The organism is Aestuariivirga sp., assembly GCF_046093005.1.
Taxonomy (GTDB): domain Bacteria; phylum Pseudomonadota; class Alphaproteobacteria; order Rhizobiales; family Aestuariivirgaceae; genus Aestuariivirga.
Genome location: NZ_JBJTER010000068.1, coordinates 1 through 2074, shown reverse-complemented (window position 1 = coordinate 2074; position 2074 = coordinate 1). Strand labels below are relative to the sequence as shown.

Sequence of the window (2074 nt, the reverse complement as noted above, 5' to 3'; positions counted from 1 at the left end):
AGCACAGCGTGGGCCGCGCTTTCCTCCTCGGTCATCGGCGCCGGATCACCGGTCAGACGCCGGAGACCATGGCTGTAGCCATAGGGCAGGTCGGTCGCGACCTCGATCCACTTCCAGCCTTCGGAAGCGAGCGACTCGGCCTCAGCTTGAAGTTTCTCGGCGACCAGTCGGTCGAGGAGGGCAGGGTCCTCGAGCCAGCCACCATCGTCACCTTGGAAAAGATCGCGCAGCACGATACCGCCCTCGGCCTCATAGGCATCGACACCGACGAAGACCGCGCGACGATCCGAGGCCCGGACAGAGGTCTCGGTCAGCATACGCCGGATGGCGTAGGGCTCCTTGTTCCAGGAATTCTTCACCGCGTCCCAGACCTGCGCCTGACGCGCGTGATCGGGGTTCACCGTGAAGGCCATCAGCTGTTCCAGCGTCATGCCGTCCTCGGCATAGACCTCGAGCAGGGCAGGGGCCACGGAAGCGAGCTTCAAGCGCTGCTTCACGATCTGCGGGGTCACGAAGAAGGCCGCGGCGATCGCTTCCTCGCCCTGACCCTTCTCGCGCAGAGCCACGAAGGCGCGGAACTGATCCAGCGGATGCAGGGCAACGCGCTGCATGTTTTCCGCCAGCGAGTCGTCCTCGGCGAGGATCTCCGACGCCGCATCCCGCACGATGCAGGGGATCGGCGCGGTCTTGGCCAACCGCTTTTGCTTCACCAGCAGCGACAGCGCCTGGAAGCGGCGGCCACCGGCCGGGATCTCGAACGTGCCGGTTTCGACACCATCGGCATCGAGCACGGGCCGTACGTTCAACCCCTGCAGCAGGCCGCGCCGGGCGATGTCTTCCGCGAGCTCTTCGACCGAGACGCCTGCCTTGATGCGCCGCACGTTGGACTGGCTCAACACGAGCTTGTCGAAGGGGATGTCCAGCGAAGGGGACAGGGTGACTTTCTGGGCAGCTTGGGCCATCGGATCTTCTCCACGACGGGCGCCGGAAGCCACTCTCCCGATCTCACTTCCCGTCACCCCTCAAACCCCCAACCTTTCCCTCTCTTCGTTCATCGTCTCGCGACCTGTCATGTAGTTCACAGCTGTGAACTCTCGTCCCGCTCGAGCCAGTTCACAGCTGTGAACATTATGCCGCGGTTCGCCGGGACATCAGCGCCATGATCATCGGCCCGCAGGAGAACTCGCCCGCTGCCGCCTTCGATGTCAGCGCGCGGAGGTAGCCACCGGGCGATCGGATATCGGCAAAGCGTTCCAACATGGCAACGACAACGATCGATGCCTGCTCGGGGCCCATGAACCGTTGTGCTTCTTCCCAAGCGGACGCACTGATCCCCATGGCCGGCCGCACATGGCAAGCCGCGTCGAAAAGCTGATGCCAGTGGCGGATATCGCCCTGGTAAAAGGTCTTCAGCGACGGGCAGCCCGCGATCACCAGATGGAGCGGAATCTTTGGCACGCGTCTTGTGTCCGCTTCTTCCACGTCAGCAACAAGTGCATCCGTTTCAGGATCTGGCGCGCCGGCCGCCGCCCCGCCTTTTTCTAAGGCAGGTTCAATATCTATAGATTCTTCATTTGAATTATGATGATGGCGCTCAAATTGGCCTTGTCCCCGGACGTGGTGTAGGTTCTGAAGGTCAAGCCGTTCGCGAAGCGCGCCCACAGGGAGCGCTGTAGCGAGCGAACGGCTTTCGGTGGTCACCGGGGTTTCCGGATAGGGTCTGGTTGCTGAACCTCATCCCCAGACCGGAGAACCACCGATGACCGACGACATGATGAACCTGCGCAGCCTTCTGGAAAAGACGCCTGATGCCGATGTGCTGCGCGAGATGATCGGCTTTGCCGCCGAGCGACTGATGGAATTGGAGGTTGGCGCCCTGACGGGTGCCGCCCACGGGGAGAAGAGCCCCGCGCGGCTGGCGCAGCGTAACGGCTACCGCGAGAGGGACTGGGAGACGCGCGCCGGGACAGTGGAGTTGCGCATCCCGAAGCTTAGGAAGGGCAGCTACTTCCCGGGCTTCCTGGAGCCCCGGCGGATGGCCGAGAAGGCCCTCACCGCCGTCATCCAGGAGGCT

At 63.4% G+C, this 2074-nt stretch carries 3 protein-coding genes; 1 reads left to right on the top strand and 2 read right to left on the bottom strand.

Features of this window, described 5'->3' with window-relative positions:
• Positions 1-962, bottom strand: a 962-nt coding sequence (locus tag ACKOED_RS05625) for a ParB/RepB/Spo0J family partition protein (protein ID WP_408915602.1), incomplete at its 3' end; no start/stop codon positions are given.
• A 166-nt stretch (positions 963-1128) separates the two neighbouring features.
• Positions 1129-1701: a plasmid replication protein RepC gene (gene repC, locus ACKOED_RS05620; RefSeq protein WP_408915601.1), complete on the bottom strand. Its 573-nt coding sequence runs from the start codon at positions 1699-1701 to the stop codon at positions 1129-1131.
• 58 nt (positions 1702-1759) lie between these two features.
• Here repC and ACKOED_RS05615 point away from each other — a divergent pair.
• Positions 1760-2074 (top strand): transposase (locus ACKOED_RS05615; protein ID WP_408915600.1); only part of this gene is annotated, 315 nt, incomplete at its 3' end.